Source organism: Pseudomonas citrullilanati, from assembly GCF_030580855.1.
GTDB classification, from domain to species: domain Bacteria; phylum Pseudomonadota; class Gammaproteobacteria; order Pseudomonadales; family Pseudomonadaceae; genus Aquipseudomonas; species Aquipseudomonas citrulli.
Window position 1 is genome coordinate 1 of sequence record NZ_JAUQOP010000064.1, and the last position, 25,014, is coordinate 25,014.

Genomic DNA, 25,014 nt, shown 5'->3' on the forward strand with positions numbered 1-25,014 from the left:
GGCCAGACAAGGCGAAACGGGGCGAGGAAGCGCAGTGTACTGGCGTACATGAGCATTCCGAGCCCCGTTTCAACGCAGTATGGGCGAGTGCAGACACATTTCAGACAGAGCCTAGTGCGTGGACCTGTCATCGCCAGCCCCCTGCACGGGCCTGTTCGCGAAGGCGGCAGCACAACATGACGACAACTGCCCCCTGCTTTCGCGAGCAGGCTCGCCCCACAGACACATCAATCGCAGACCACCGTCCCACCGATCTCGCCCGGCAGAACGCTGCAACCGCGTCTACGCTCAAGCCGTGCGTAATCAGGCCAGGGAATAGGGAGTCGGGCTGAACGCAAACTTCTTCTCTGGCAACACCAGACCATAACCTGAAGGATGAGGAATTTATGGAAGTATTCATGGGCACTATCCAGTCCTTTGCTTTTAACTTCGCACCCAGTGGCTGGGCGCTGTGCAATGGACAGACGCTCCCCATTTCGCAATACCAGGCGCTGTTCTCACTGCTGGGCACCTATTACGGAGGCAATGGCACGACCAACTTCATGCTCCCCAACCTGCAAAGTCGGCTACCCATCGGCCAGGGTAACGGCCTGGGCCTGACCCCACGCGTCATCGGCGAGGCTTCCGGCACCGAAAACGTCACCGCGACCCTGAACAACCTGCCCAACCACACTCACGCCCTCACCGGCATCACCGCCTCGACCACCCTGCAACTGGCCAACCCCGCCAGCAACCCGGCGAATACTCCCACGGCCGCCAACTCGTTCATCGGCACCTCGGGCACCGGGCCGGGTGCGGCGAATATCTATTCCGATCAGCTCGGCGCCTCGCCGGTGCCGCTCAAAGGCGTGACGACGACGGTCAGCGGAACGGTGGCCCCGACGGGTAATGGCCTGCCGATGGCGATCATGAACCCGTTCCTGGCGATCAACTTCAGCATCGCCTTGAACGGTATCTTCCCATCCCGTAACTGATCACCCGCCGCAGGGCCGCGGCCCGCCCCATTGGGAGCGAGCCTGTTCGCGAAGCACCGGGCCAGTTGAATCAACGCCTGCTGATCCGGTGCGTTCGTGAGCAAGCCCATTCAAAAGCTCACAAGATCATCAATCGCCTTTCGGGTACCACACCAACCGCTCAGCCGCCGGGTTGCGCTCTTGCACTTCAAACCCCAGTGCCAGGTAGTGCAGCCGTGCGTGGGGGTTGCTGGCCCAGACCACGGTCGCCACCGGGCAGCGAATCTGCTGCGCGGCTTTCTGCACCCCTTGCAGCACCGCCCGGCCATAACCCTGCCCGCGGGCCTGGGGGATGAAGGCCAGGTACAGCACACGGATTTCATTCGGCCCGAAATCCGTGCTCAGGGCGCCAATGGCGGTGCCGAGTTTTTCCACCACGTAATGCATGGCATTGGGGAAGTTCTCCCCCATCCCCTGCTCTTGTACCTGGAACTGCTGGGCGATTACCTGTAGCACCTGCTCGTGCTCACCATCGATCCATTGCAGATCCGGACGAGCTGCCTGGTAAAGGCTCTGCAGGAACGGGCCATCGCTGACCCGCGATGGCCGCACCACCAATCCCTCTGCCGCCACTGAATCCATACTCGCTCCTTAGAACCCGCTTTCCCTGACCCCCAACGCCGCCAACCGACGCCAGGCCGCGCCCAATACCGACTCGCCCCTGCCCTGCAACACCGCCACGCCACGCAACGGTTGCACCGGAGCCGACGCGTCATCGACCGCACTCAGGCGCACGCCATATTGCGCCTGCACCGGCTCGGCCCGTTGCTGCGAATCGCGACGCACGGCAATCGGCCCGTGATGGTCGGACGTCAACGCTTGCTGCTCGACCCAGGCCACGCCGTTGGTGTCGATTTCATTCAACTGCACGGCAATCGAGGTGTGCATCGGGTCGTCAGCGATGAAGCGCCCCGTGGCACCCGGCCCGACCCGCCAAAGCTCGGCTTCGGTCAGGTATCCGCGTAACCTCGAGTCGGTCTGCACCACTCGCGCCAGCGCCTGCGTGGGCGACAACCAGCGCCCTACCGAGAGTTGCGGCAGTAAATCGCGTACCTGGCCGGCATGGGGAGCACGCAACAACAGGCGTTCACGCTGCGCGACCAGCCCCCGGTACTCGGCCACAGCTTCGGCCAGTTGCTGCTCGATGATGCCGGCATCGGCGGCGGTTTCGCTGCGCCCGGCCTGGCGACGCATCTGCAACTGCTGGATCTCGATTTCCCGACGCACGATGGTCAGGCGCGAGGCCATGTCCGGCGACTCCAGCTCGATCAGCACATCGCCCTGGGCCACGGCCTGGCCGTCGCGCACATTCACCTGCTTGACCCGCGCCGCCACCGGCGCATGCAGGGCACTGGCACGCCCGGCCTCGAGCATGGCCGGTACTTCCACGGCGCTGCGCCAGGGCAGCAACAGCGCCAGCAGCAACGCCAGCAATACCAGGGCGCTCAGGAACACACGCGTACCATGAGCCTGCTCGCGGCGACTCCACCATTGCCGCCACTCATTCACAATGGGCATAAAGATGAACCACACCAGTTCCACCAACATCAGAAAAATGCCCAGCACCTTGAAGAACAGGTGATAGACCGCCAGGGCGATGCCGAAAAACAACGCCGCGCGCCACAACCAGGAACCATAGCCCCACATCAGCAAACGGCGACGCATCTTCGGCGACCAGGGTTCCGGGGCCACCGCGCCATAACCGAACAAAGCTTCGCGCAGGCGCCAGCGGCACAGAGCGAAGGCACGCCCCTGAAGGTTATCCACCGCCCAGAAATCACTGAGCAGGAAATACCCATCAAAACGCATGAACGGGTTCAGGTTGATGATCAACGTGGTGATCCATGTGGCGCTGGCCAGCATGAACGCCGCTGTGCGCGCCGGCCCGTCGGGCAACAGCGACCAGGCCAGCAATGCGATGCACGCCAGCAGCAGCTCGGCCAGGACCCCGCCGGCACCAATCAGCAATCGCGCGCGGCGATCATTGATCCGCCAGGCGTCGCTGACGTCGGTGTAGAACATCGGCAACAGCACCATGAACGCCACGCCCATGCTTTGCACACGACAACCGGCGCGCTTGGCCATGAAGGCATGGCCGAATTCGTGGCACAGCTTGGCGAAGAGCAACGCCGTCCCGAAGGCCAACGCACCGCCCAGGCTGAACAGGTGCGGAAAGGTCGCGACGAAGCGCTGCCAATCCCGTGACACCAGGAAAATACCCAGGCCCAGGGTTAGCGGCAGGCCATAGCGCAGGATCCCCGGGCCGAACCGCTCCAACCAGGGCCAGGCACGATTGAGAAAGGCGTCTGGACGCCACAGCGGAATGCGAAAAAACAAGTATTGATGCAGCAGGATCTGCCACAGAGACTGGCGCTGGGCAGCGGTCTTGAATTGATAGCTGTCGCGCTGTTGCGGGTCCATCGCGCTGATCAGATCGTGGCCGCGCAAAAAGCCCAGCAGTTGCTCCAGGGAATCAGCATTGAGCGGCAGGCCCGGCTCGCGGTTCGCGGCTTGCAGCACTTGCTCCGGGTCACCCAGGGACCAGTGCCGCAGCATGCGCATCGCCGCTGCGCCAAGCTTGAAATAACGCCCGCGCACCGGATCGGCCAGGGTCCATTGGGGCGAACCATCCGGGTCCGGTGCCGCCGGCGACAATTGCAGGTCCGGTCGCAGGCTCGGCAGGTCCATGCTACAGGCCCACGCTCTGGCGCAGGCCGGCCAGTGGCCGACGCAACAGGTACAGCGCCAGCGGCGCGCGATCGCCAAAGACCTTGGCGGTGCCGCGCAAACCGATACGCGGCGCCGTACCATCGAAACGCGCATCCAACCGATACGCCAGTTGCCCGGCGGCGGTAGGCTGCGCTTCATAGGCCGAACGCTCCAGCCAGGCCAGGTGCCGCTGTAACGGATCACTGTCGAGAAACAACGCCACTTGCGCCCCGGGCTCCAGGGCAATCGCGTCGCCCACTGCCAATTCAATGCGCAACTCGGCCTGGTTCGGATCGGCGATTTCCATCAATCGCTCACCGGTCTGCACCGGTTTGCCAAGCCAGCGTTCGGCGTCGGCAAACACCGCAATGCCATCGCGCTCGGCGCGCACTTCACTGCGCTTGAGCAGTTCAAGGGCGTAGTTGCGCTCAGCGCGCTTCTGTTCGACACGGGCGGCCAGCAGGTCAATCTTCGAACTCGATTCAGCGTCGGCGAACGAGCGTTGGGAATTGGCCTTGAGCTCCGCCTCGGCCACCCCCAGCGCACGCTCGGCCACATCGGCCTGGGCCTTGAGGCTGGTGCCTTCGAAGCGCAACAGCAGGTCGCCCTGCTTGACGGCCTGGTTGGGCTTGACCAGGAACTCGGCGATCACACCGTCCAACGGCGCCGCCACCACCTGGCCGCCCAACGGCACCACTTCGGCCGGCGCCAGCACGGACTGGCGCACCGGGATCAGCAAGCCCAGCAGCAAGACCGCCACCAGCGCGACCTGCCGCTTGCGCGTCCAGCGCAGGCGCCACGGCTTGCGCGGTTGCAGCGCCAGCCAGGCATGGCTGTAGGTGTCGCCCAGTTGCGACAACAGCACTTGTTCCGCCGGCGTCCACGGCAGGTCGCGGGCCAGCCACAAACCGCCGAACACCTGGCCTTGATGGTCGATCAGCGGCAGCCAGAACACGTTCCCGGCGGACAGGCTGCGCCAGTCCGCACGGATCGATTCGCCCACCTCGTCGGCGGCGACGACCCGGGCCTGGTTCAGCCCACCTTGCTTGAAGATCTGCGCCACCGCCTGCTCGACGAACGCCACGAACGGCGCATTCGGTTCCACGGCGCTGACCCCGGTCACCGCCTGCACCTTACCGGCAATCAACAATGCCGCATGGCGAAAGCCGAACAGCGCCTGACCGTCGTTGACCAGGCTGTAGCTCAACTGCGCGGGCGTACGCGCCGCCCGCGTCTGGCGCTCAAGGTCAAGGAAGCGGGCGAACACCTGCTCGGCGCTGCCCGCGATCGGCGCGTTCACTTGAACTCCGCAAAACGCGCCGTGCCGCTCATGCCGGACAGCAAGCCGCTGGCATCCGGCACACTCGCCACCAGCAACAGCGTCTGGCTGCCCTCGTCGATGCGCGCGCCCAGGCGCTTGACCGTCGCTTGCAGCGGCTGGCCGGTTTCATCGGGTATGAAAGTAAAGGACTGGCCGGGCTTGAGCTTGCCCATCCAGCGCGAAGGGATCAGCAGGTGGATCTCCAGGCTGCGATTGTCCACCACGTCCAGCAGTGGCGCACCGGCCGCCACGCTTTCATAACGCTGGACCTTGCGCGCCACCACTTGCCCGTCGAAGGGTGCGACCACACTGCAGCGCTTGACCTGCACCTGGTACACCTGGGACTGCGCCTGGGCCTCGCTGACCCGGGCCTCGGCCCGCGACACCTCGAACCGCCCGACGGATTTCAACTCCGCCAGTTGCCGGTTATGCGCCAACTCCTCGCTCGCGCCCCGGGTCGCCGCCTGCGCCGCGTTGAGCTGGGCCTGATAGGCCGAGCAATCGAACCGCGCCAGCGTGTCGCCCTTCTTGAACGACTCGCCCTCGCTGAAGGGCAACTCGACAATGCGCCCGGCCAACTCGCTCGCCAGCACCGCCTGGTCCCGCGCCCGAAGCACGCCCCGTGCTTCATTGCCACCCGAGGCATTGGCGGTGACGTTGCTCTCCAGCAACGGATCGTCCGCACCAGGCGTTTGCGCCTGCACGCCGCACGCTACGAAGGTCAATCCCACAACCCAACTACTCAAACGCCGCATGACCGTTTTACTCCCTGACGGATGGGCGGAGTCTACGACAGCGGTGGGGAGCGTCAAGGGAGAAGCCGTGGGGAGGGAGAAATATCTTGTTTAAAAATCGGCTGTGCTCGGTTGAAGATCGTTGGTCTTCTTGACTGACAGTGGCGGGTATTTATTCCCACAGCCGAACAGGAGGTTACGTTCATTCAAAACCGTTCTGGAGGATGGCGTCTCTGTGTTGTCCGATGGAGGCACCTAATTACGCAACAAACGCTAACAGATCACCCAGAATTCCTTTTGACCTTCCACTCTCCATGCGCTCGATACTGGTTTGCCGGTCATGAGGCCAATCCGAACGACTGTTGACGTTATCACATGCTCGACTTAGGATGGCCCTACTCAACCCCGTACGCAGAGATTCAGTTTTCTGGCTGTTGGGGTGAAAAAACCGGCTTAGGCCGGTTTTTTCGTTTCTGGGGAATGAGTTTGTGCGCACTGCATTTTTTGTTGATGGCTACAACCTGTTCTACGGGCTACTCGCGGACACGCGGTACAAATGGCTGGATCTTCGAAGCCTGTTGACGCATATCGTGCACATTGAAACCCCCTGTAGCACGATCGCTTCAGTCGATTACTTCACCTCGTCTGTCAAACCTTCGCTCGCGACGCGCGGTCGTCTATCCAAGGAAGCACAGGACACCTATATCCGGGCCCTGAAGACGACTGGCATCAGTGTCCATTACGGCCATCATCAATTGGAGCCTGCCAAAGCCCCTCGCTTCATAGACCGGAACACAAAAGCCTCTCGTCAAGACAAAGTCGCCATCTGGAAGCTGGAAGAAAAAGAAACGGATGTTCACATAGCGCTCAGCATGTACAGAACCGCTGCCAAGCAAGCGAAGTTGCAACCCCATGAACGGGTGGAGCAATTAGTACTTGTATCCAGCGATACCGACATGACGCCTGCATTGAAAGCCGTGCGGGAGGACTTCCCGGCCATGACCGTTGGCGTCATCCTTCCCCACCGAGCCGAATTGAATCGCCCCTCTCCAGGCTCGTTGAAAAAGCACTCCCACTGGATGCGCCGCGTCGTCACCTGCGAAGAACTCCAATCCCACCAATTCCCCCCTCGAGTCCCCACGCACAAGGCGCCCGCCATCAAACCGGATTATTGGTAACGATTGCGCTGCCGGGTGCACTGCTACTCCACCAACGTCAACTCACCATCGCTATAGCGCACCTCACGCCCCAACCACGCCACATCCACCTGCGGCAGTACCGCCGAGGGCTTGCGCAATTCGCGCAGCAGCGTCGAGCCATGGGACAAGCGCCCGCCCATGCGTGCGATCACTGCCCGGGCGTTTTGATAGTGGGCGTGGCGGCCAGGGTCGAGGGTGTCTTCCAGCAGGATGTCCTCGCCGAGGATGCCTTGGGCCTGGCCTGGGTAGATCAGGAAACCGTTCGCCTGCTCGGTGCCTTCGCGGCCGTCCTGCCAGAAACTGCCGTCGCGGGTGCGGATGTCCGGGTGCGGTGCGAACCAATGCGCCCGATCGCCCAACGGCATGGCGTGGTGCAGGCGGAAGAAAATCCGCATCAGGTTGTCGCGGTACCACTCACGCACTTGCAGGTAGTAGCCGCGCAAACCCGGCAGGCCGGCCCCATGGGCCAGGCGAATCGCCAGGGGCCATTGGGGGAATGCCTGCAAGGGCAGTTCGGTCGGGGCCGGGCGTGGTGTCGCCGGGTCGGTTTCCCAGGGCAGGCGATGGGGACTATGTTCAAGGTCGTCATAGGCGGTCGGCGGACGCCCCAGGCAGTCGCCGCCACTGCTGGCCAACGCGCTGGCGATGCACAGGTTGCCTTGCACCACGAACACGTAGAAGCGGGTGAACCAGTCGGCCAATCGCTGGCCGTCGGCGCCTTTTGCGGTCAGTTCGAACAGCTCCCGGTCAAAACGCCGCAAGCCGGTTTCGAGCGTCAGCAAATGCCCGCGCGCGATGCGTTGCATGCGCAGGAACAACGGCAGCGAACGTATCAGGCGCATAGGCCGCCAAGGCAAGTGCGGCGCCGCGCCCCCGACCTCGCCCGCATAACGGCTGGCGCTGAGGCCCCAGTCGGCCAGTCGGGCGAGGAACAGATCGTTGTTGATGTACGACGCGCCGCCAAACACCGCCGTGAACGGTTCGTTGTCCTGCAACACCCGCGCATCCCAGCGCGCCATGATCGCCGGAATGCTTGCCGCCGCCCGCCGTTGGGCGTATTCCACCAGGGCACTGGGTTGCGGCGGCAGGATCTCGGCGATGTTGGCGGCGGTCAGGTGGCGGCGCCAGCCGTAGTCACTGATCGGCCGGTACTGCAGCAACCAGAGTTGCGTGCCATCCCACGCCCATTCAACGTCGCCGGGCACGTAGTGGAACACCCGCAACACGCCCTGTAGAAAGCGCCACAGCACGTCTTCGGTCAAGCCATGGGCGGGCTTGAAGGCACCGCTGCTCCAGGCCGCGCCGAGGCGGGAAAGGATCGCCCGCTCGGGGCTTGCCTGACCGTCTGCCAACGACTCCAGGTGGCCCTCGACCCACTCCAGTTCGACCGCCAGGTGACGGACGAAGGCGATCCCGGACAGCCGCGGCGTGATGAAACGCTGCACCACCACTTCCTCGACGCCCGCCGCCGTCAGCTCGGCGATGCGCGCCGGCACGTTGCCGGTCGGCTCACGCAGGAAGGTGGTACTCATGCCGGCGTTCGCCGCGTCCGCCTGATCCTCGCCGTAGCTGGAGGAACGCACCGCCCAGGTCGCGTTCGGTTGGCTGGCGAGGAACGTTGGCAGGCGCGGGTCGTGGCAATCACTGAGGGTCAGCGCCGACGGCACCGCTTGCCCGGCCAGTTCCGCCAAGCGCAGGCGCCCGCCCTTGGTGTGCGCGACGAACCCGCGCTCGCCCGACTCCAGCCACGCGGCGAACTCGGCGGGTGAGTCGATCCACGGGTAGTGGCCCCAGCCGGGCTTCAGGCTGATGGTCAAATCAGCACGGGCGAGAATGGCCGACCAGGCCGCTGCCTGCTCGACGCCCAGCACCTTGTCCTGATCGCCCCACACCAGCTCGACCGGATCGGTGATCCATTCCAGCAACGGCAACGCGGTGTCGGCCCGCACCAGGTCCCAATACGGCACGAAGGCCCGGCAGCGGGCGTACCCGGCGCCCATGCGCTGGTACTGCGCAGGCGTCCAGGTCTGGCGGGAGAACTTGTGGGCAAACAGCGTCGGCTTGTTGGAGAGCAGCCAGTGGATGGTCTTGCGAATCGGCAGCGGCGACATCAACGCCGGCAGGCGTCGCTGCCACAAAAACGCCCCCACCGGCGCCAGCAACACGCTGCGGCAAAAGTGCCCCGGTTGACGTTGCAAGGCGTGCAGCACCAGCAAGGCGTTCACGCCGACCGCCATGATCGCGCTGCCCTTGTCCGTCGCCGCCAGCAACGCCTGGGCATAGGCCGCCAGGTCTTCGCAAGGGGCTTGTGGATTATTGCCAAAACCCGGCAGCTCCAATGGCACCACGTCGTAGCGCGCAAAGTGCGGCAACGCGTCGTCCCACCAATCGGCGGCGCTGCCGTTACCGGCCAGCAGGTACATCCGTGGCTTGCTCATGGACACTCCTCAGGCCAGGTCGCGCAGGGCAGCGTCGAGCGTTGGGTAACGGAACGTATAGCCCGCCTCGACGAGACGGCTGGGTAGCACACGCTGGCCATCGAAGAACAACTGCGCCATTTCGCCTGCCAGGGCGCGTACCGGCGCGGCGGGAATGTGGAACCACACCGGGCGCTTGAGCACCTTGCCGACGCTTTCGGCAAACACTGCTTGGCTGACGGTTTCCGGTGCCACCAGGTTGTAGGTGCCGCTCAGGCTTTCGTCATCGAAGGCGCGGGCGATGACGGCAATCACGTCGTCACGGTGCACCCAGCTCATGATTTGCCGACCATCACCCATCCGCCCGCCGAACCCCAGGCGAAACGGAATCAGCAACGGCAGCAACGCACCACCCGGACCAAACACCACCCCCAGGCGCATCACCACCTGGCGCACACCCAGCTCGGTGGCGGGCAGCGCCGAGGCCTCCCAACGTGCACAGAGTTCGGCCATGAACCCCTCGCCCCGGCTGGCGCTTTCATCGAGGCTTTCGCTTGCATCACGCACGCCGTAGAAGCCGATGGCAGACGCTTGAATCCACAACGCTGGTTTGTAGCGGGCGTTCTTCAGCCAAGCCATCAACGCTTCGGTGGTATTGACCCGGCTGGCGATGAGTTGCGCCTGGCGCTTGGGGCTCCAGCGCGGCCCGGCCACCGGCGCGCCCGCCAGGTTGATCACTACGTCGAAGGTTTCGTCATGGCCCAGCTTGCCCAGCGAGCGCAGGCACCGGGCGCGGCCGTCGAACAGGTAGGCCGCCTTCAATGGATCGCGGGCCAACACGCTGACCGTGTGCCCGGCGTCGAGCAGTTGGTTGACCAGGGTTTCGCCGATAAACCCGGTGCCGCCCGTGACCAGCACGCGCTTGTAGGTGCCACCGGCAAACAGATTGGCGGGCTTGCCCTCACGCTGCATGCGCAGGGCTGCCAAGCCGTCGCGAATCCCCGAGGCCGTGACCCCGATGGCGAACAAGGTCAGCAGCCAGCCACGCCAGCCCAGGTCAATCGCACCCAGCCCGGTCGGCAAACTCGCCCACTGCGCCAATTGCACCCCGTACAACGCGAAGAAGGCGCCGCCATTGACCGCCAGCACCGTGTGCATGATCCGCTCGATGGGCGGCAACTTGCGGCTGCGGTCCTCGACCACGAAATCCCAGAGCGTCAGGCCGATTTCCAGCGCGAACAGCAGCGCGATGACAATCGCCCACGTCCCTCGGAAGGCCAGATGGGCGATACCCAGGAACAGGATCCCGTAGAAGCACGAGCGCAGGGCATGGATGCAAAGCTCCAGGCGAGCGCTGTGGCGATAGGGCAACGCGACGGTGAGTTCGTGGTGATACAGGGTGTCCAGGGCACCGAGGATCGCCTGGGCAATCAACAGGGTGATGGCCCAGTCCAGCAGGGAAAAGTCAGGCATGGTGTGAATCACTCGACGCGTTGTCAGTCAGGGAAGTGCGACGGTCGTGGCGATAGAGCCAGAACAGCGGCGGCAGTAATACGAGCAGCGCTAAACCGTCGAACCACAGGTGCGACCAGACCTTGGCCTGGGCGGAAATCAGCATGTCCTGGGGTGCCCAGAGCAGGATGCCGACGATCAGCCAACCCCAGGGCATGGCACTTTTCAAGCGATTGCCGAGATGCACGAGGGCAAGCATGTACAGCGCATAGCTTTGCAGCGTGGCGCCGAACAAGGCCAGCCACCAGACTTGCTGTACGCGGGCCGTCGCAGGCACCGCGGCAGTACCCCAGAACGTCTGTTCGACGCTCAGCAGATAATCATCGAGCAAGCCCGAATGACCGGCCCAGCTCAACGTGATACCCGCGAGCAGATGCATCAGGGCAGCGGCGTAGAGCCAAACGACCAGGGCGTTGCGAAGGGGGCTGGGAGGGACTGGCATTCCTTGTCCTGAGGGCTTGCTTTGAGGGCTGCAAGTCTAATGGAAAAGGAAGGGGCGTTACTTGGCTAATGGGCCGGGCAGCAATAAATAAAATCCGCCACCTGGAGCATTTGAAACCTAAGCCGAACACCGTTGTGGCGAGGGGATTTATCCCCGTTGGGCTGCGGAGCAGCCCTAAAACCAGCCGCCTCGGTGTGTCAGGTTGTTGGTCTTTAGCCATCTGGGGGGCTGCTGCGCAGCCCAGCGGGGATAAATCCCCTCGCCACAGGTTTGTGCGCTGCTTTCGTGCAGCATCGTCCTAGGAGATTTCCTTCGAGTTGTGGCGATCTTCATGAACTTGTCGTTACTTGGCTAATGGGCCGGGCAGCAATAAATAAAATCCACCGACTGGAGCACTTGAAACCTAAGCCGAACACCGTTGTGGCGAGGGGATTTATCCCCGTTGGGCTGCGCAGCAGCCCCAAAAAGGCTAAAGAAACAACCAGACACACCGAGGTGGCTGGTTTCAGGACTGCTTCGCAGCCCAGCGGGGATAAATCCCCTCGCCACGGGTTTGGTGTGCTGCTTTCGTACAGCAGCGTCCTAGGAGATTTCCTTCAAGTTGTAGCGATCTTCATGAACTTGTTCGGCTTCGGGCTCACCGCTAGTCTGGGTTGTCACTGAAAAACAATGACACGGACGTGCAAGTCCGAAATATCTGTTTAGGGCGAAACAGCCCATGCCATTCAGCGATCTGCGTTGGATTCGCCGTGTAGCAAAGGCTCCTTACTACTCGTTTAGGAGTTCCCCAATGACAACAGCAGAAACGAAGCGCACTTCACCCAACTCTAGCAGACTCGACGAAGCCGCCGAACGCGCCCTCGACTACTACCTCAATCCCAAACCCGACGATCAAACTTCGGGCAAACCCCAAGCCGCCCAGCTCTTCATGGTCGCCCCGGACATCGACACCGAAACCCTGCTGGCCAACGCCTCCGAAGACCTGCTGTCCATCAGCGCCATCGCTGCCGACCTGGCGGATGATGTCGAAGGCAGCCGTCGCAGTGTGGTATTGGCGATCAGCCGGATGGCCGATGGGGTGCATTTGCTGGTGGAGCGGGCGATGGATCGGCTGGAGGTGCCAGCGGCAGGTTGATATGCCTGTGGTGAATTGAAGGTCGCCATCGCGAGCAAGCTCGCTCCCACAGGGGGTTGTGTCGAACCCAAATATCGAGATCAGCATCGATCAACTGTGGGAGCGAGCTTGCTCGCGATGACGTCAGCCCAGACACCTCAACCTCAACGCTGCATCCCCCAACGCTTCACCGTCACCCGCTCCAGGCTGTCGAACACCAGGTTCTCCACCAGCAACCCGATCAAAATCACCACCGCCAACCCCGCAAACACCTTGTCGGTGTACAGCTCGTTGCGATTCTGGAAGATGTACCAGCCCAGTCCCCCCTTGCCGCTGGTGGCGCCGAACACCAGTTCGGCGGCGATCAGGGTGCGCCAGGCGAACGCCCAGCCGATCTTCAGCCCGGCGAGGATCGACGGCAGCGCCGCCGGGATGAGGATGAACAGCACAAAGCGCAGGCCCTTGAGCCCATAATTGCGCCCGGCCATGCGCAGGGTTTCGGAGACGCCGAGAAACCCCGCGTACATGTTCAACGCCAGGGCCCACAGCACCGAATGCACCAGCACGAAGATCAGGCTGTTCTGCCCCAGCCCAAACCACAGCAGCGCCAACGGCAACAGGGCAATGGCCGGCAGCGGGTTGAACATCGACGTCAGCGTGCTGAGCAGATCACGCCCCAACTGCGTCGACACCGCCAGGGTGGTCAGGCCGAACGCCAGGACAATCCCCAGCAGGTAGCCCTTGAGCAGCACCACCAGGGAAATCCACACCTTGCCCAGCAGCTCGCCGCTGAGCAAACCGTCGTACAGCGCGCTGGCGGTTTGCAGGAAGCTCGGCAGTAGCAGGTCGTTGTTCTGGTAGCGCGCCACGCCCTCCCACACCAACGCCAGCACGAACAGGATCACACTCTTGCGCAGCCAACCCTGTTGCCAGAGGCGCTGGCCCAAGGGCAATTCCCGCTCCAACGGCACGTGGGTCAGGGGTTGCAAGTCGACTTCGTATTCTTCGCGCGCAGGCGATAACTGGCTCATGGACGTTCCCCCTTAATACGCGATGCGGATGTCGGCGAAATCCAGCTCGCGCTCGGTCTCCGGCGACTGGCTTTGCTCGAACAGCAGCGAATGAATCCGCCGCGCCGTGTGCTGAAACCCCACGCCGCCCAGGCTGTGCAAGTTGTACTGATGGCTGTGGATTTCCGCCCGTACCCGCCCCGGGTGCGGCGACAGCAGCAGGATGCGATTGCCCACCACCAACGCCTCTTCGATGGAGTGAGTGACGAACAGCAGGGTGAAGCGCACCTCTTCCCACAGCAGCAGCAACTCTTCCTGCATCTTGCGTCGGGTCAGGGCGTCGAGGGCGGCGAAGGGCTCGTCCATCAGCAGGATTTTCGGCTGCATCGCCAACGCCCGGGCAATCGCCACGCGGGCCTTCATGCCGCCAGACAACGTATGCGGATAGGCATCGGCAAACGCCGCCAGGCCGACTTTATCGAGGTAATGCAACGCCCGCTCCTCGGCCTCGCGGCGCTTGAGCGTGTGGGACGCCAACAGAGCGAACATCACGTTCTGCTTCACGGTTTTCCAGGGCGGCAGTTGGTCGAACTCCTGGAACACCACGATCCGATCCGGTCCCGGCGCGTTGACGGTCTGGCCTTGCAAGCGAATCCTGCCCTCGCACGGTGCGATGAAGCCGCCAATGGCCTTGAGCAAGGTGGACTTGCCGCAACCCGACGGGCCGAGCAGTACAAAACGGTCCGCCGGGTCGACTTCGAAACTCACTTGATGGGTGGCCCGCACCACCCGCTGTGGGGTGCGGTATTCGAGACTGACGTTATCCACCGACAACAATGCCGTGCCGGTGCGAATGGGGTTGCTGGCCGCGTGACCTTGCAATGGCGCGTTCATGACCATCAGCTCCCCTGCAACGGTTTGGCGTCCTGGAAGAAATAGTCTTCCCATGACGCCGGCTTGTTCTTGATCGCGCCGACGCGGTAGAGGAATTCGGCCAGCGGGTACGTGTTCTTTGGCGTGACGGTGAATTCGATCTGCGGGTTATCGATGATCTTCAGCAAGGTCGCCCGATCAATGTTGGCCTGAGTCACTCGCAGGTAGGTGTCCGCCGCCGCGCCCTTGTCCTTCTGGGCGAACTCGGCCGCTTCGGTCAACGCCTCGACGAACGCCTTGTAGGTCTTCGGGTTTTCATCGCGGAATTTCTCGGTGGCAAACAGCACCGTGGGCGAGTTCGGCCCAAGCACGTCATAGGAGTTGAGCACCACGTGGACGTTGGGGTTTTGCAGGGCCTGGTCCTGGAATGGCGGGTTGGAAAAATGCCCGGTCAGCTCGGTGCCGCCGGCAATCAGCGCCGCCGTGGCGTCCGGGTGCGGGACCGCCAGGGTGTATTTGTCGAGGCGATTGAAGTCCTTGTCGCCCCACTGCTTGGCGGCGGCGTATTGCAGGAACCGTGACTGCACCGAGACGCCCACCGCTGGCACGGCGATGCGGTCCTGCTCGGTGAAGTCGGCGATGGTCTTGACCTTCGGGTTGTTGCTCAGCAGGTAATAGGGGAAGTTGCCCAGGGACGCCACGGCCTTGACGTTCTGCTTGCCACGGGTACGGTCCCAGACCGTCAACAGCGGCCCGACGCCGGCCCCGGCGATGTCGATGGAGCCCGACAGCAACGCATCGTTGACCGCCGCGCCGCCGGACAGTTGAGTCCAATCGACCTTGATGTCGAGGCCTTCTTCCTTGCCGTGCTTTTCGATCAATTGCTGGTCGCGAACCACGTTCAGCAACAGGTAAACGATGCCGAATTGTTCGGCGATCCGAATCTCGCCCTCGGCCTGGGCACTGGCGGGCGCGACCAGGTTGCCGGCCAGCAGGCTGAAACCCAGGCCAATGGCGGCGGCCAGCGGTGCGAAAGCAATGCGTTTGGACATGGTGAGTCTCCGGGCTCTTTGCGCGCTGCGCAGCCGATCAGAAAGGGGCGTCGCCCTGGATGGTGGTGCGGTACAGCTTGCGGCGCAGATGGCTCGGGCAACCGGCGGCCAGGTGGATCAGCGAGCGGTTGTCCCAGAACACCAGGTCATGGGGCTGCCATTGGTGGCGATAGATGTTCTGCGGCAGCACGCTGTGGGCATACAACTCGGCCAGCAGCGCTGCGCTTTCATCCTCCGGCAGGCCGACGATGCGAGTAGTGAAGCCCTCGCTGACAAACAGTGCCTTGCGCCCGGTTTCCGGGTGGGTGCGTACGATGGGGTGCACCACTTCGGCCACCTGGGCCAGTTGCTCCGGGGTGAGGGTCGGGCGCCAGTTGCCTTCGAATTTGGTTTCGCTGTAGCGCGCCGTGTAGGAGTGCGCCGCCGAACGCCCTTCCACGGCCTTGCGCAGCGCTTCGGGCAAGCCTTCCCAGGCCTTGTGCATGTCGGCGAACAGCGTGTCGCCGCCTTCGCTGGGCAGCTCCTGGGCGTGGAGCATCGAGCCCAGGCTGGGCAGTTCTTTATAGGAAAGGTCCGAATGCCAGAACTTGCCCGCGTCCCCCAGGCCGATGGATTGGCCGTTTTCGATGATGTTGGAGACGATCAGGATTTCCGGATGCCCGGCCAACAGGAACTGCTTGAGCACATGGATCTGCAACACACCGAAACGGCGGCTGAAGGCGATCTGTTGTTCGGGGGTGATGCGTTGGTCGCGGAACACCACGACGTGATAGTCCAGATGCGCACGGTGGATGCGGGCGAAGTCCTGGTCGCTGACGGGACGGGACAGGTCCAGGCCAACGATCTCGGCGCCTACGGCATCGCGAAACGGGCGGATCTCGAACGACTGCGGCGCAATGTTCGGGACAGGTGATTCTGGAGAATAAGAGACGGCTGGCATACATCACTCCCACGCACAGCGCGCTTGAACAGGCGCGCACTCGATCAAAACTCACGGCGTTACCGTGTTGGTTTGTGTCGTGCGGCGCGCCGATTGGTCGGCAGGTACGCAGGAGGATGACTTTATAGCTATAAGAAACTTAATTTAAATACCGTTAATGAATAACGATATGGCATTTTTTGTGGGAGCGAGCTTGCTCGCGATGGCGTCAGGTCAGACACTTCCGCATCGCCGACACAGCGTCATCGCGAGCAAGCACGCTCCCACAGGAATCAAGCGTCGACCACGATACTGTGGCGAGGGGATTTATCCCCGTTGGGGTGCGAAGCAGCCCCGAAACCTGCCAGCTTGGTGTGTCAGGCAAAATTGCATTCAGCCCTCTCAGGGGCGCTGCGCACCCCAGCGGGGATAAATCCCCTCGCCACAGGGATAGCGCTGGCGCTACCGCTCGTGCAACGCCTCGGCCCGGGCCTTGATGATGGGTTTGAGCAGGTAGCTGAGCACCGTCTTCTTGCCGGTGATGATGTCCACCGAGGCCACCATGCCCGGGATGATCAGCAGCGGCTTTTCATCGGTGCCCAGGTGGCTGCGTTCGGTGCGCAGCTTGATGATGTAGTAGGTGGTCTTCTTGTCTTCATCGGTGATGGTATCGGCACCGATCTGTTCCAGCTTGGCTTTCAACCCACCGTAGATGGTGTAGTCGTAGGCGGTGAATTTCACCGTGGCCTCCTGGCCGGGGTGCAGGAAGGCGATGTCCTGGGGACGGATTTTCGCTTCCACCAGAATGGTGTCGTCCAGCGGCACGATTTCCACCAGGTCGCTGCCGGGTTGGATCACTCCGCCGATGGTGTTGACCAGCATCTTGTTGACGATGCCCCGTACAGGCGAGGTGACCAGGGTCCGGCTGACCCGGTCCTCCAGGGCCTTGCCGGTGGCCTGGGCCTTGTTCAGGTCGGTACGCGCTTCGTTGAGTTGGGTCAGGGCTTCGCTGCGGAACTTGCCACGGGTCTCGTCGATCTTGCGCTGCACTTCCTTGATCGCCGATTCGGCGCGGGGAATCGCCAGTGTCGTCGCGTCCAGTTGCCCACGGGTCTCGACTTCGGCGCGCTTGAGCCGCAACACCTCCACCGGGGAGACCGCGCCCTGGGCCACCAATGGCTCGGACATGTTGATCTCCTGGCGTTGCAGCGCCAGGCCGGAGCGATACTGCGCCTGCTTGGAGACGAATTCGCGCAGTTCCTGCTGGCGCTGGACCAGTTGTTCCTGCAAGCCGCCAATCTCGTCATGCAATTGCTGGCGCCGGCTGATGTACAGCGACTCCTCGCTGGCGGCCTGGCCGGGCACGGCCTTGAGTACATCGGGCGGGAAGTTCAGCGGACGGTCATCGACCTCGGCGCTCAAGCGCTCCACGCGCAACAGCATGGACAAGCGATCGGCCTCGGTTTCGCCGACGTTGGAGACAAATCGCGTGTCGTCCAGGCGAATCAATGGCGCGCCGGCTTCGACGATCTGCCCTTCCTTGACGAACAGTTCGGCGACGATACCGCCTTCCAGGTTCTGGATTTTCTGGATCTTGGACGACGGGATCGCCTTGCCGTCGCCCTTGGTCACTTCGTCGAGCACGGCGAAGTTGGCCCACACCATCAGGAACACGAAGAAGCCGATGATCCCCCAGATCGTCAGGCGCACCACTCGCGGGGCGTCTTCGATCAGGGCCTTGTTGACCTCCGGCAGCGGCTGGCCGTGCAGCGAGGCCGAGCCTTTGAAATAGCGGCCGACCGTCTCTTTTAAACCCGACTTAAGCAACACTGATCTGCCCCTTCTTCAACGCTTCCATCACCACCGCTTTCGGGCCGTCGGCCAGGATCTGCCCGCGGTCGATCACCAGCAGGCGATCCACCAGCGACAGCAGGGATGCCCGGTGCGTGACCAGCAGCACCGTCTTGTTCTCCACCACGGCGGCCAGGCGCTGTTTCAAGCGTTCCTCACCGGTGTTGTCCATGGCACTGGTGGGTTCGTCCAGCAGCAGGATGGGCGGGTTGAGCAGCAGTGCCCGGGCCAGGGCGACGTTCTGGCGCTGGCCGCCGGACAAGTTCTGCCCGCGCTCGCCAACCTGCAGTTCATAGCCTTGCGGATGCAGGCGGGCGAACTCATGCACGCCAGCCAATTCCGCAGCCTGCAGCACCAGCTCATCTTCCACGTAGCGAGCGCCGGAGGTCAGGTTGTCGCGCAGGGTGCCGGCCAGCAACTGGATGTCCTGGGGCACGTAGCCGACGTTGTAGCGCAGTTCACTGACGTCGATCTGGCGGATGTCCACGCCGTCCACCAACAACGCACCGGCGTCGGGCTGATAGAGGCCCACCAGCAACTTCGCCAGGGAGCTCTTGCCCGAGCCGCTGCGGCCGATGATGCCGATCTTCTCGCCCGGCCTGATCGTCAGGTTGATGTTCTTCAGCGCCGGGTTCTGCTGGTTCGGATAGGTGAAGTCCAGCTGCCGGCATTCGATGGCGCCCTGCAGGACCTTGCGGCTCAGCGGGCGCTCCTCGAAATTGCGCTCCTGGGGCAGCTCCATCATCTGGTCGACCGAGGTCATGGTGACCCGCGCCTGCTGGTAGCGAGTCAGCAAGCCCGACAACGACGCCAGCGGGCTGAGGGCGCGACCGCTGAGCATGTAGCAGGCGATCAAGCCGCCCATGCTCAAGTTGCCCGCGATGATCTGGTAGACGCCGAAGATGATCATGATCACGCCGGCCAGTTGCTGGATCAGCAAGGTGATGTTCATCGCCAGGCCGGACAGCATCTTCACCCGCAGTTCGAGGCGGCTCAATGTACCGATGGTCTGCTCCCATTGGTACTGACGCTCGCTCTCGGCGTTGTTGACCTTCACCGCGTCCAGGCCTGCCAGGGTTTCGATCAGGCTGGACTGACGCTCGGCGCCCAGGGCCATGGTCCGCTCCATGGTCGCCACCAGCGGCTTCTGCAAGGCGTAGCCGATCAACAATGCAATCGGGAACGCCAGGACCGGAATCCACACCAGGTGCCCGCCAAGGATCGCGATGACCAGGAAGATCAGCAGGGTGAACGGCAAGTCGATCAGGCTGGTCAGCGTCAGCGAGGCCAGGAAGTCCCGCAGGCTCTGGAACTCATGGATGTTCTGGGCAAAGCTGCCGACCCGCGCCGGCCGGTATTTCATCGCCATGCCAACGATTCGCTCGAACAGCGTGGCCGAGATGATCAGGTCGGTTTTCTTGCCGGCCAGGTCCAGGCACAAGCTGCGCAGCATCTTGAGGATCAGGTCGAACAGGTAGGCGCCGGTGATACCGATGGCCAGGACCCACAGGGTCGATTCGGCCTGGTTCGGCACCACGCGGTCGTACACGTTCATGACGAACAGCGGCGCGGCCATGGCAATGATGTTGATCAACAGGCTGGCGGCGATGGCATCGGCGTACAGCCAGCGGGATCGCTTGAGGGTGTCGCGAAACCATGAGCGTGCCCGAGGAATCAGCGTGCCGTGGTTCACGTCAAATTTATGTTGCGGCTGGGCGAAGAAAACCTTGCCGCTGTAGTCGTCCGCCAGCAGTTCGCGGCTGATGGTCACTTCACCGCCATCGCTTTCGCTGAGCAGCAATCGCGCCTGGTCATCCCTCACCCAGCCCAGCAGCACGGCGCTGCGGCCATCCTTGAGCAGCAAGAGGGCCGGCATGGCGATGGTCGGGATCTGTTCGAGCCGGCGTTGCAACACCCGCCCTTGCAGGCCGGCACGGGCCGCCGCGCGCGACAATAATTCGACGCTCAGCCGCTGCTTCGGCAACGGCAAGCCGGTGGTGAGCATCGCCGCGCTGGCCGGCTTCTGGTGCAGCATGCAGAGCGCCAGCAGACCGTCCAGCAACGGGTCATCGTGCAGCGTGCGCGGATCATGGATGAGTTCGACTCGACTGACTTCTGATTCCACGCTCGGCACTCTTGCTGATCAAAAAGGATGGGGAGGTTAGTTCATCCCAGGCAACTGGACCTTGGGTTTCACGTCGTTCTGCACAACCGATGCCAACGGCGCGACGACCCCCTGACTTTTGAGCAGCTGGCCCATGGTCGCCTTGATCCGGTACTGGGTGAACAGCTGCACGTTCTTGATTTCCACCAGGCGCCGGGACGCGGTGAACAGCTCGTTTTCGCTGTCGAGCAAGTCCAGCAGGGTCCGTTCGCCGAGGCTGAACTGCTTCTGGTAGGCGGTGCGCACGCTGGTGCTGCGGTCCACGTATTGCTGGGCGATCGGCACCTGGGCATTGGCGTTGTTCATGGCGTTCCAGGCCAGGCCCAACTCTTCGTTGAGCTGGCGCAGGGCGTTGTTGCGGATGTCCAGGGCCTGGTTGGACAGGTACGACTTGGACTCCAGGTCAGCCTTGTTGCTGCCACCGGCATACAGGTTGAAGCGCATGCGCAGCATGGCTTGCCACTCATTGTTGTGGCCGTTCTGGCCGTCCAGGTCATTGTCGGCGGTGCGGCCCAGTTCGGCGTCAAAACGTGGGTAGAAGCTCGACTTGGCGGCTTCGTACTGCTTCTCGGTGGCAACGATGTCGGCCTCGGCCGAACGCAGTACCGGGCTGTTCTCCAGCATCTGGTTGCGGGCTTCGTTCAGGTTGGCCGGCAGCAGCGCCATAAAATCGGCGGGACGTTCCAACTGGTCGGGCAGTTGGCCCACGGCGCTGAGGTAGTTGGTCTCGGCGTCGGCCAGGTTTGTCTGCTCGGTGATCAGGTTGTTGCGGGCCTGGGCCATGCGCGCTTCGGCTTGGTCGAGGTCGGCGCCACTGCCCACGCCACGGCTGGTGCGCAGCTTGATCTGGTCGAAGATGCGCTCGTGGCTCTTGAGGTTTTCCTCGGCCAGGCGCACGAATTCGCGACGGGTCAGCACGTCCAGGTAGACCTGGGCCACGGTCAGGCCAGTGCGTTCGGAGGTGTCCAGCAGCGAGTAGGCGCGGGCGTTGACGGTGGCTTGTTGACGCCCCACTTCGCTGGACGTCGCAAAACCGTCAAAAACCATTTGCGTCAGGCGCAGGCTCGACTCGCTGCGGTTCAGGGTTTCCCAGTGGTTGTTGCTGCCCGAACGGGTGGTGACGCTGTCGGTGCCTTCACGGCCGTATCCGGCTGCAAGGTCCACTCTAGGCAGGTAGCCGCCCTTGGCTGCCTTGAGTTGGTAATCCGCTGCGAGACGACTGTTAACGCCAGCCTGAATTTCAGGGTGAACATCCAGCGCCTGTTGCATGGCCTGCGGCAAGGTTTGTGCTTGTACGAAACTGGCGGCGAGGGCGAAGGGTAAAGCCTTGAACAGAGGCGAACGCATGGTGGGATTTTTCCTGAAACTCTTGTCGTGGATCACAGCGAAACGTGGCGCTGCATCGGATGATGGCAACCGGAATGACCGTATGTCGGAAAGTTCGAAACAGGAAACGAATCGTGCACCGGATTAACAGGTCGCCGCTTAAATATCAATGTGACATTACCGAAGCGATTGTTTAGGATGGCCGGCATAAGGTCAATAGTTTGGCATAAACAAAAAGCTTGAAAAAAGCGAGCCAAAATACTGACGGTTTTAAGCGTCAAAACAACCCCTATTTGTGAAACAAAGAACGTCCAGACCGCTGCTGCCTAATTGCCGCCGGGTCCATGGAAGTCTACTGAGCGTGGCACCCGGAGAAGTCTTCAATGAGCAGTGTTATTGCCGTTGTCAAAAGCATTGTTGGTCAGGTTTTCGTCGTTTCCCCCGAGGGCATTCGGCGTGTACTCATTGAAGGTGATCGCCTGTACACGGGCGACCAGTTGGACACCGGCCCGGCGGGCGCCGTCACATTGGAGCTGGCTGACGGTCGCACCCTCGACCTGGGCCGCGATACCCAGTGGAGCGCCAACGCCCCTGATTCGTCCACCGACCTGGCTGCCGCCACTGCCCAGGCCGCGCCGTCGGTCGATGAACTGCAGCAAGCCATCGCTGCCGGTGCCGACCCGACGACAGCCCTGGAAGCCACCGCTGCCGGCGCAACTGCCGCCGGTACGGGCGGTGCCGCCGGCGGCGGCCACACCTTCGTAGCGCTGGATGCCACCGCTGGCCGCGTCGACCCCACCGTCGGCTTCCCAACCGAAGGCCTGAGCACCGCCGCTGCCGCTGCCACCGACCTCACCGGCCTCGACACCAACGCCAACGCCAATACCACCGCCAACGCGGTGGTCAACGCGACCCTGGCCCTGAGCGCCACGCCGACGCTGACCGAAGCCGGTGGCGTGCTGGTCTACACCGCGACCGTGACCCAGGCGCCGCAGACCGACCTGACCGTGACCTTGTCCAACGGCTCCGTGATCGTCATTCCGGCCGGCCAGACCACTGGCACCGTCAACGTCCCGCTGGCCCCGAATGACACGGTCTATAACGACCCGACCCAAATCAGCGTGACCGTCACCGGCACCACCGGCGGTACCGGCATTGCCGTGACCCTGCCCACCACACCGGCCGTGACCCAGATCACCGACACCATCGACACCACCAACGTCACCCTGAGCGCAGGCAACACGGTGACCGAAGGTGGCCAGATCACCTACACCGCGACGCTGACCAACGCCGCGCAAACCCCGGTGACCGTGACCTTGAGCAATGGCTCGGTCATCACCATCGGCGCAGGCCAGACCACCGGTACCGTTACCGTCGATACCCCGGCCAATGATGTCTACAACAACGGCAGCACCGTCAGCACCACCATCACTGGCGCAACCGGTGGCAACTTCGAGAACCTGGTGCCGAGCACCACGCCTGCCGTCACCACCATCACCGATTCGCCTGATGCCACCGGCCTGACCCTGACCGCCAGCAACACCATCACCGAAGGCGGCCAGATCACCTACACCGCGACCCTGACCAACGCCGCGCAAACCCCGGTGACCGTGACCTTGAGCAACGGCTCGGTCATCACCATCGGCGCAGGCCAGACCACCGGTACCGTCACCGTCGATACCCCGGCCAATGACGTCTACAACAATGGCAGCACCGTCAGCACCACCATCACTGGCGCAACCGGTGGCAACTTCGAGAACCTGGTCCCGAGCACCACGCCTGCCGTCACCACCATCACCGATTCGCCTGACGCCACCGGCCTGACCCTGACCGCCAGCAACACCATCACCGAAGGCGGCCAGATCACCTACACCGCGACCCTGACCAACGCCGCGCAAACCCCGGTGACCGTGACCTTGAGCAATGGCTCGGTCATCACCATCGGCGCAGGCCAGACCACCGGCACCGTTACCGTCGATACGCCGGCCAATGACGTCTACAACAATGGCAGCACCGTCAGCACTACGATTACCGGTGCAACTGGCGGCAACTTCGAGAACCTGGTGCCGAGCACCACGCCTGCGGTCACCACCATCACCGATTCGGTGGACGCCACTGGCTTGAGTCTGTCGGCATCCACCGAAGTGGCTGAGGGCGGTCAAATCCTCTACACCGCCACCTTGACCAACCCTGCTGGCACACCGGTCACTGTGACGCTGAGCAACGGCGCAGTCATCAACATCGCGGCCGGTGCGACCACTGGTTCCGTGGCTGTCGATGCGCCTAAAGACGACGTCTACAAGGACGCTGGCAAGGTTGAAGTCAGCATCGACAAGGCCACCGGTGGCAATTTCGAGAACCTCGTTCCGAGCACCACTCCGGCTGTCACCGACGTCACCGACACCATCGACACCAGCACCGTTTCACTCACGGCGTCTTCGACTGTGGCCGAAGACGGTACCGTGGTGTACACCGCGTCGGTAAATGCGCCAGTCACTGATGCGCCTTTGGTTGTCACGCTGAGCAATGGCCAGACCATCACTATTCCGGTTGGCGCAAGCTCTGCCTCGGTGAACTTCGTTGCTCCAAACGATGCCCTCGCCGGTGGCGATAGCCTCAGCGTCAAAATCGATGATGCCCAGGGCGGCAACTACGAAAAACTGGCTATTGACGGTAAAACCGCCGATACCACCGTTACCGATACGCAAGACACCACCGGCCTGACGCTCTCTGCAACTGACACCGTGGCCGAAGGCGGTTCCATCGTTTACACCGCAACCCTGACCAACGCCGCCGGCACTCCTGTGACCGTCACATTGAGCAACGGCGCAGTGATCAACATCGCCGCCGGTGCGACTACCGGCACCGTGACCGTCGACGCGCCGAAAGACGACGTCTACAAAGACGCCGGCAAGGTCGAAGTCAGCATCGACAAGGCCACCGGCGGCAATTTCGAGAACCTCGTTCCGAGCACCACGCCTGCCGTCACCGACGTCACCGATACCATCGACACCAGCACCGTTTCGCTCACGGCGTCTTCGACTGTCGCTGAAGGCGGCACCGTGGTGTACACCGCTTCGGTCAATGCGCCAGTCACTGATGCGCCTTTGGTTGTCACGCTGAGCAATGGTCAGACCATCACCATCCCGGTTGGCGCCAGCTCCGCTTCGGTGAACTTCGTCGCGCCAAACGATGCCCTCGCCGGTGGCGATAGCCTCAGCGTCAAAATCGATGATGCCCAGGGCGGCAACTACGAAAAACTGGCTATTGACGGTAAAACCGCCGATACCACCGTTACCGATACGCAAGACACCACCGGCCTGACGCTCTCTGCAACTGACACCGTGGCCGAAGGCGG

General features: G+C 62.8%; 18 protein-coding genes. 4 read left to right on the top strand and 14 right to left on the bottom strand.

What is annotated here, in order from left to right; translation table 11 throughout:
• Positions 1–386 precede the first annotated feature (386 nt).
• On the top strand, positions 387–974 hold the full coding sequence (locus Q6A48_RS24785; RefSeq protein WP_304557065.1) for a phage tail protein: 588 nt from the start codon (positions 387–389) through the stop codon (positions 972–974).
• A 129-nt stretch (positions 975–1,103) separates the two neighbouring features.
• Here the strand turns inward: Q6A48_RS24785 and Q6A48_RS24790 are convergent, their stop codons facing one another.
• The 4 genes from Q6A48_RS24790 to Q6A48_RS24805 are packed head-to-tail and all read right to left on the bottom strand — an operon-like array spanning position 1,104 to position 5,798.
• Positions 1,104–1,595, bottom strand: coding sequence for a GNAT family N-acetyltransferase (locus Q6A48_RS24790; RefSeq protein WP_304557066.1), 492 nt, complete (start codon positions 1,593–1,595; stop codon positions 1,104–1,106).
• Between the two features lie 9 nt (positions 1,596–1,604).
• Positions 1,605–3,701 (bottom strand): site-2 protease family protein, encoded by a 2,097-nt coding sequence (locus Q6A48_RS24795; protein WP_304557067.1) that lies wholly within the window; start codon positions 3,699–3,701, stop codon positions 1,605–1,607.
• Between the two features lies 1 nt (position 3,702).
• Entirely contained in the window at positions 3,703–5,022 is a 1,320-nt protein-coding gene (locus Q6A48_RS24800) for an efflux RND transporter periplasmic adaptor subunit (RefSeq protein ID WP_304557068.1), read from the bottom strand.
• On the bottom strand, positions 5,019–5,798 hold the full coding sequence (locus Q6A48_RS24805; RefSeq protein ID WP_304557069.1) for an efflux RND transporter periplasmic adaptor subunit: 780 nt from the start codon (positions 5,796–5,798) through the stop codon (positions 5,019–5,021). Before Q6A48_RS24805 ends, Q6A48_RS24800 begins: the two co-directional genes overlap by 4 nt.
• A 467-nt stretch (positions 5,799–6,265) precedes the next feature.
• Between Q6A48_RS24805 and Q6A48_RS24810 the strand changes: the two genes are divergently transcribed.
• Complete coding sequence (locus Q6A48_RS24810; protein ID WP_304557070.1) at positions 6,266–6,955, top strand: NYN domain-containing protein; 690 nt, start codon at positions 6,266–6,268, stop codon at positions 6,953–6,955.
• Positions 6,956–6,978: 23 nt separating this feature from the next.
• Here the strand turns inward: Q6A48_RS24810 and Q6A48_RS24815 are convergent, their stop codons facing one another.
• The 3 genes from Q6A48_RS24815 to Q6A48_RS24825 are packed head-to-tail and all read right to left on the bottom strand — an operon-like array spanning position 6,979 to position 11,347.
• Positions 6,979–9,414, bottom strand: a complete 2,436-nt coding sequence (locus Q6A48_RS24815; protein ID WP_304557071.1) for a PEP-utilizing enzyme — start codon at positions 9,412–9,414, stop codon at positions 6,979–6,981.
• Positions 9,415–9,423: 9 nt separating this feature from the next.
• On the bottom strand, positions 9,424–10,866 hold the full coding sequence (locus Q6A48_RS24820) for a TIGR01777 family oxidoreductase (RefSeq protein ID WP_304557072.1): 1,443 nt from the start codon (positions 10,864–10,866) through the stop codon (positions 9,424–9,426).
• The gene (locus tag Q6A48_RS24825; protein WP_304557073.1) at positions 10,859–11,347 is read right to left on the bottom strand and encodes a cell division protein; all 489 of its coding nucleotides are present in this window, start codon (positions 11,345–11,347) and stop codon (positions 10,859–10,861) included. Before Q6A48_RS24825 ends, Q6A48_RS24820 begins: the two co-directional genes overlap by 8 nt.
• A 790-nt stretch (positions 11,348–12,137) precedes the next feature.
• On the opposite strand from Q6A48_RS24825, the gene Q6A48_RS24830 reads away from it, so the two are divergent.
• Positions 12,138–12,482 (top strand): DUF6124 family protein, encoded by a 345-nt coding sequence (locus Q6A48_RS24830; protein WP_304557075.1) that lies wholly within the window; start codon positions 12,138–12,140, stop codon positions 12,480–12,482.
• 143 nt (positions 12,483–12,625) lie between these two features.
• Here Q6A48_RS24830 and Q6A48_RS24835 read toward each other — a convergent pair whose 3' ends face one another.
• The 7 genes from Q6A48_RS24835 to Q6A48_RS24865 all read right to left on the bottom strand — a co-directional run bounded on the left by Q6A48_RS24835 (position 12,626) and on the right by Q6A48_RS24865 (position 21,677).
• Positions 12,626–13,492 (bottom strand): ABC transporter permease, encoded by an 867-nt coding sequence (locus Q6A48_RS24835; RefSeq protein ID WP_304557076.1) that lies wholly within the window; start codon positions 13,490–13,492, stop codon positions 12,626–12,628.
• Positions 13,493–13,504: 12 nt separating this feature from the next.
• Complete coding sequence (locus Q6A48_RS24840) at positions 13,505–14,365, bottom strand: ABC transporter ATP-binding protein (protein WP_304557077.1); 861 nt, start codon at positions 14,363–14,365, stop codon at positions 13,505–13,507.
• A gap of 5 nt (positions 14,366–14,370) precedes the next feature.
• On the bottom strand, positions 14,371–15,396 hold the full coding sequence (locus tag Q6A48_RS24845) for an ABC transporter substrate-binding protein (protein WP_304557078.1): 1,026 nt from the start codon (positions 15,394–15,396) through the stop codon (positions 14,371–14,373).
• 37 nt (positions 15,397–15,433) lie between these two features.
• On the bottom strand, positions 15,434–16,336 hold the full coding sequence (locus Q6A48_RS24850; protein ID WP_304557079.1) for a TauD/TfdA dioxygenase family protein: 903 nt from the start codon (positions 16,334–16,336) through the stop codon (positions 15,434–15,436).
• 441 nt (positions 16,337–16,777) lie between these two features.
• Positions 16,778–18,145: an HlyD family type I secretion periplasmic adaptor subunit gene (locus Q6A48_RS24855; RefSeq protein ID WP_304557080.1), complete on the bottom strand. Its 1,368-nt coding sequence runs from the start codon at positions 18,143–18,145 to the stop codon at positions 16,778–16,780.
• Positions 18,135–20,291 (bottom strand): type I secretion system permease/ATPase, encoded by a 2,157-nt coding sequence (locus Q6A48_RS24860; protein WP_304557082.1) that lies wholly within the window; start codon positions 20,289–20,291, stop codon positions 18,135–18,137. Before Q6A48_RS24860 ends, Q6A48_RS24855 begins: the two co-directional genes overlap by 11 nt.
• 36 nt (positions 20,292–20,327) lie before the next feature.
• Positions 20,328–21,677 carry a TolC family outer membrane protein gene (locus tag Q6A48_RS24865; protein WP_047736250.1) on the bottom strand — a complete coding sequence of 450 codons (1,350 nt, stop codon included), beginning with the start codon at positions 21,675–21,677 and terminating at the stop codon, positions 20,328–20,330.
• 362 nt (positions 21,678–22,039) lie between these two features.
• Here Q6A48_RS24865 and Q6A48_RS24870 point away from each other — a divergent pair.
• The coding region (locus Q6A48_RS24870) for a retention module-containing protein (RefSeq protein ID WP_304557084.1) at positions 22,040–25,014 on the top strand (2,975 nt) is incomplete at its 3' end.